The 5,181-nt window shown below is 73.1% G+C and carries 6 protein-coding genes; 3 read left to right on the top strand and 3 right to left on the bottom strand.

The genetic code is table 11. The annotated features are described in order from the left end of the window. Both IE312_RS42500 and IE312_RS30235 read left to right on the top strand, forming a co-directional pair. Positions 1 to 294, top strand: a 294-nt coding sequence (locus IE312_RS42500; RefSeq protein WP_229900608.1) for an outer membrane protein assembly factor BamB family protein, incomplete at its 5' end; no start/stop codon positions are given. Between the two features lie 161 nt (positions 295 to 455). Beyond that, entirely contained in the window at positions 456 to 1,034 is a 579-nt protein-coding gene (locus IE312_RS30235) for a hypothetical protein (protein ID WP_229900607.1), read from the top strand. Positions 1,035 to 1,062: 28 nt separating this feature from the next. Here IE312_RS30235 and IE312_RS30230 read toward each other — a convergent pair whose 3' ends face one another. From IE312_RS30230 to IE312_RS30220, 3 genes are read right to left on the bottom strand one after another with little or no spacing between them, the layout of a single operon-like run. Beyond that, positions 1,063 to 1,848, bottom strand: coding sequence for an enoyl-CoA hydratase/isomerase family protein (locus tag IE312_RS30230; RefSeq protein WP_189985460.1), 786 nt, complete (start codon positions 1,846 to 1,848; stop codon positions 1,063 to 1,065). Continuing rightward, the gene (locus IE312_RS30225) at positions 1,833 to 2,240 is read right to left on the bottom strand and encodes a Zn-ribbon domain-containing OB-fold protein (RefSeq protein WP_189985459.1); all 408 of its coding nucleotides are present in this window, start codon (positions 2,238 to 2,240) and stop codon (positions 1,833 to 1,835) included. Before IE312_RS30225 ends, IE312_RS30230 begins: the two co-directional genes overlap by 16 nt. Positions 2,241 to 2,245: 5 nt before the next feature. After that, a complete protein-coding gene (locus tag IE312_RS30220; RefSeq protein ID WP_189985458.1) occupies positions 2,246 to 3,400 on the bottom strand; it encodes a lipid-transfer protein in 1,155 nt (384 codons plus the stop codon). 84 nt (positions 3,401 to 3,484) lie between these two features. Between IE312_RS30220 and IE312_RS30215 the strand changes: the two genes are divergently transcribed. Next, complete coding sequence (locus IE312_RS30215; RefSeq protein ID WP_189985457.1) at positions 3,485 to 5,068, top strand: FadD3 family acyl-CoA ligase; 1,584 nt, start codon at positions 3,485 to 3,487, stop codon at positions 5,066 to 5,068. Positions 5,069 to 5,181: the final 113 nt, after the last annotated feature.

Raw genomic sequence — 5,181 nt, 5'->3', positions numbered from 1 at the left:
GGCCTGTACACCCTGGACGCGGTCACCGGCACGCCCAAGTGGCGCTTCCAGGCGGGCGGCGACGTGGTGGGCGCGCCCGCGGTGGCCGAGGGCCGCATCCACTTCGGCTCCACCGACCACCTGCTCTACACCCTGAAGGCCGACGACGGCCGGCTGCGCTGGAAGCTCGCCACCGGCGGCGAGATCACCGGGTCCCCGGTGGTCAAGGACGGCGTGGTGTACGCGTGCAGCAAGGACCGGTGCGTGTACGCGCTGGACGCGGAGAAGGGCACGGGGACCGCGCGGACCGCGTGAGCGGGAGACGGCCGTCGTACCGGTTGCACGGAAGGGTGGGACGGCGGCCGTCGTCGCGGGGGAGCGGTTTTCCACCGCTTCCAGGGCAGACGCTACGCCGGGCACGCCACGAGCGCCATACGGTGACATGCCCGTGACAGGGCTCGCCTAGAGTGCTCGGCATGCATCGACGGGGACACATGCTCAGGCTCACGGCGGTATCCCTCCTGGTCGTCCTGGCCCTGACCGGGTTCAGGAGCCGCGGCCACGGCCACGGCCACAGCGGCGGCCACGGCGGCGGGGGGTGCAGCAGTTCCAGCCAGGACCACGACACCTCCACGTCCACGTCGTCGGGCGGCGGCTACGGCTCCGGCACGCACCACGACTACGACGACGACGATCACTACGGCGACGGCGACGGCGACGGCGGCACCTCGACCGGATCCTCCCCCTCCTCCCCTTCCTCCTCTTCCTCCCCCTCGGGCCACGAGGACGGCAGGGCACGGCTGGTGAGCTGCGCGACGGCGAAGAAGCCCTACGCCACCGTCGAGGTCACCAACCCGAACGCCGGCGAGAGCGGATTCGACGTCCACCTCGTCTTCGAGGACGCGGACGGCATGACGGTCAACGGCACCATCAAGAAGGTCACCGTGCCCGCGCACGGCACGAGGACCGTCCGGATACCGGTGGACAACGCCGAGGAGAGCGCCCCGCGGGTCGACCACTGCGACCTCGACGAGGTGGCCTCCTACCACTGGTGACCCCGGCCACTGGTGACCCCGGCGGACCTCACCGCGTCCGGAACCCCGGGCGGCGGGCGGCGAACAGCTCCGCCTGCCGCGCCCCCGGCAGGTTCCCCAGCGCGATCAGGTGCGGCGCCTGCGCGAACGCCTGCGCGAGCCCGGCCTCCCGGGCCGCCCACAACGCCCGCACGCTCCCCTGCACGGCCTCCGCCGGGTACCCGGCGATGACGGCGGCGCGGTCGACGGCCGCCGCCGACGCCCGGCCGTCCTCGGTGAGTTCCGAGACGAGTCCGACCTCGTGCGCCCGCCGGGCCGACAGCCGCTCGGCGCCGCCCATGAGCACCATCCGCGCGACCTCGCCGTACGGCATGCGCTGCGCCATGAGCATCGACTCGTAGGCGCTGACCATGCCGTAGGTGGTGTGCGGGTCGAAGAAGGTGGCGCCGGCCCCCGCGACGACGAACTCGCACTCCCCGAGCAGATAGAAGGCGCCCCCGCAGGCCATCCCCTCCACCGCGGCGATCACCGGCTTCCACAGCCCGTTCGCCTTCGGCCCGACGCCCAGCAGCGGATCGTCCTGCATGTACGGCGAAGAGGGCTGCGGTACGACGGCGTCCCGGTCGATGCCCGTGCAGAACGCCCGCTCCCCGCTCCCGGTGAGCACGACGGCCCGCACGGAGTCGTCGAACCGCAACCCCCGCCAGACGTCCGACAGTTCCCGCGCCATGGCGAGGTCGACGGCGTTGAGCCGGCCGGGCCGGTCCAGGGTGACGACGGCGACGCCGGTGTCCTCGCCGACGTCGAGGCGGACGGTGTTCACGCCGGCACCCACTGCGGCAGCCCGCCGGAGAAGACCACCCGCACCCGGGCGCCGATCCGCAGCTGCGCCGGATCGAAGGAGCCCAGCGGCGCCCCGGCGTGGGTGACCACGTTCCCCACGAGCCGTATCCGCGGGGCCTCCTCCAGCTCCACGACGACCACGTTGTACGGCGCCTGGGCCGCGTAGTCGGGCAGCAGCGGCGGGTGCGGCACGACGTACGACCACACCCGCCCGCGCCCCGACACCGCCCGCCACCGCGCCGCGAAGGACTGGCAGTGCGGACAGCAGGGGCGGGGCGGGAAACGGAGTTCACCGCAGTCGCCGCACGCCTGGACGCGCAGCTCGCCGCGGGCCGCGTACGCCCAGAAGGGCGCGCCGTCGGTGTCGGGGACGGGACTCAGCATGGCGGTCAGCTCCTGAGGAGGAGAGCGGAGGTGGGGACGCCTTCACCGGCCGTGACCAGGCAGGCCGCGGCGCCCGGGACCTGTGCGGTGCTGGTCCCGCGCAGCTGCCTGACGCCCTCGTTGACGAGGTTGAAACCGTGCACGTAGGCCTCGCTGAGTCCGCCCCCGCCGGTGTTGAGGGGCAGCCGCCCGCCGATCTCCAGGGCCCCCTGTTCGGTGAACGCGCCCCCCTCGCCGCGCGCGCAGAAGCCGTACCCCTCCAGCGAGAGCGGTACGAGGGCGGTGAAGGCGTCGTAGATCTGCGCCACGTCGACGTCCTCCGGCGTGAGGTCGGCGTGCTTCCACAGGTGCCGGGCGGCGGTCCAGGCGGGACCGGTGAGCGGGTCGTCGTTCCAGTAGTTGACCATGCCGTGGTGCTGGGCGGGCAGGCCCTGCGCGGCGGCGTGGACGTACACGGGACGCTGCCGGCAGTCCCGGGCGCGCTCCCTGCCCACCACCACGCAGGCGAGGGCGCCGTCCGTCTCCAGACAGTTGTCGTACAGGCACAGCGGCTCACTGATCCAGCGGGAGGTCATGTACATCTCGCGGGTCAGCGGCCGTTCGTACATCACGGCGGCCGGATTCTGGTTGGCCCGGTTCCGGCAGGCCAGCGCGACGTTGAACAGGTGGTCCCGCGTCACGCCGTACTCGTGCATGTACCGCCGGGCCAGCATGGCGATCTCGTCGGCGGGCCGCAGCAGGCCGAAGGGCCGGGTCCACTGGCCCGGGGTCGGCAGCTGCGCGGCCGTGTCGGTCCACGGCCGTTTCCCGCTGCCCCGCTTCCTCGACCGCCACGCGACCCCCACCGTGGCCTGCCCGGAGGCGATGGCGGCGGCGAGGTGCGCGACGGTCGCGCAGGAGCCGCCGCCCCCGTACCCCACCTTGCTGAAGAAGGTCAGGTCGCCGAACCCGACGGCCTTGGCCAGCTCCACCTCGTCGGTCTCCTCCATGGTGTAGGAGGCGAGCGCGTCCACCTCGCCGGGCGCGATGCCCGCGTCGTCCAGCGCGGCGAGCACGGCCCGGCAGGCGAGCGTCCTCTCGTCCTCGGCCAGTCGCCGGGCGAACGCGGTCTGCCCGATCCCGACGACGGCGGTGGCGTCCTTGAGTCCTGCCCCTGCCATGTGCGCCCCCTCTCCTGACAGCACGTCAGATTAACACTAATCTGACGGACAGTCAGCAAGTCGTGCGCGGGGGGAGGCCGGACCGTGACGGCGTCATGGGGAACCATCCCGGAACTGGTGCGGTGGGCGGCCGGGCGCCACCCGGACACCGAAGCCGTGGTCGACGGCCGCACCCGGATCACCTACGCCGAACTGGGCGCCCGGATCGAGCGGGCGGCCGCGGCCTGCCTGGCCCGCGGGGTCGACACGGGCGACCGGGTGGCCGTCTGGGCGCCGAACTCCCTGGACTGGATCGTCGCGGCCCTCGGCGCGGTGTCGGCCGGCGCGGTCCTCGTACCGCTGAACACCCGCTTCAAGGGCACCGAGGCGGCGGACGTACTGCGCCGCAGCGGGACGCGCCTGCTGTTCGTGACGGGCACCTTCCTGGGGACGTCGTACGTGGCCTCCCTACGGCGAGCGGCCGGCGCCGGGAAACCGGCCGGAGGGCGCCCGCTCCCCGCCCTGCCGGCCCTGGAGCGGGTGGTGGTCCTCTCGGACGACGCACCGCCCGACTTCGAGACCTGGCAGGACTTCCTGGCGGCCGGCGACGGCGTACCGGGACGGAAGGTACGGGCCCGCGCCGACGGGCTGACCGGCTCGGCCCCCTCCGACATCGTCTTCACTTCGGGTACGACGGGCCGCCCGAAGGGCGTGACGACCACCCATGGCCAGACCCTGCGCGCCTACGACACCTGGGCGGACCTGGCCGGCCTGCACGGATCCGACCGCTACCTGATCATCAACCCCTTCTTCCACACCTTCGGCTACAAGGCCGGCGTGCTCGCCTGCCTGACGCGCGGGGCGACGATGATCCCGCAGCCGGTGTTCAACGTGGACACGGCCCTGGCCAACATCGCGGCGGAACGGATCTCGGTCCTCCCCGGCCCGCCCACCCTGCACCAGCAACTCCTCGACCACCCCGCCCGCCACGCCCACGACCTGTCGACCCTGCGCCTGGTGGTGACGGGCGCCGCGGTGGTCCCGCTGCGGCTGGTGGAACGCCTGCGCGAGGAACTCGGCGTCGGCACGGTCCTCACCGCGTACGGCCTCTCGGAGGCCACCGGGATCGTCACGATGTGCCGCCGCGGCGACGACCCGGCCCTGATCGCCGCCACGTCGGGCCGCGCGATCCCCGGCACGGAGGTGAAAGTGGCCGCCCCTCCCGGCACCCCCGGCGAGGTGCTGGTCCGGGGCTTCAACGTCATGCGGGGCTACCACGACGACCCGGAGGCCACCGCGGAGGCGATCACCGCGGACGGCTGGCTGCACACGGGCGACGTGGGCGTGCTCGACGAGGCGGGCAACCTGCGCATCACGGACCGCCTGAAGGACATGTTCATCGCCGGCGGCTTCAACGCCTACCCGGCGGAGATAGAGCAGCTCCTGCTCACCCACCCCGACGTGACCGACACCGCGGTGATCGGCGTCCCCGACCCCCGCCTGGGCGAGGTCGCCAAGGCCTACGTCGTCCGCCGCCCCGGCTCCCACCTGACCGCGGACGACCTGATCGCCTGGTCCCGCCGCGAGATGGCCAACTACAAGGTGCCGAGATCGGTGGAGTTCGTACGCTCCCTCCCGCGCAACGCCGGCGGAAAGATACTGAAGGGGGAGCTGAGGGGGAGGGAATGACCGGACCCGGTGCTTCGTAGTGACCGCTGGGCCGCCCGCTTCCCGGCCAGTGTCGGGCTTCCGCGAGGTGCGTCAAGGGCGCTCCCGTTCCGCTGCGCTCCACTCCCGCGTCG

The organism is Streptomyces capoamus (assembly GCF_014654935.1).
In the GTDB taxonomy this organism is placed as follows: domain Bacteria; phylum Actinomycetota; class Actinomycetes; order Streptomycetales; family Streptomycetaceae; genus Streptomyces; species Streptomyces capoamus.
The sequence above is the reverse complement of the archived record's forward strand: the minus strand, read 5'-3'. Positions and strand labels throughout refer to the sequence as shown.

What these genes read in the sequence shown, in the direction of transcription:
- IE312_RS30235 (WP_229900607.1), top strand. Translation starts at nt 456, where the DNA reads ATGCATCGACGGGGACACATGCTCAGGCTCACGGCGGTATCCCTCCTG.
- IE312_RS30225 (WP_189985459.1), bottom strand. Translation starts at nt 2,240, where the DNA reads ATGCTGAGTCCCGTCCCCGACACCGACGGCGCGCCCTTCTGGGCGTAC.
- IE312_RS30220 (WP_189985458.1), bottom strand. Translation starts at nt 3,400, where the DNA reads ATGGCAGGGGCAGGACTCAAGGACGCCACCGCCGTCGTCGGGATCGGG.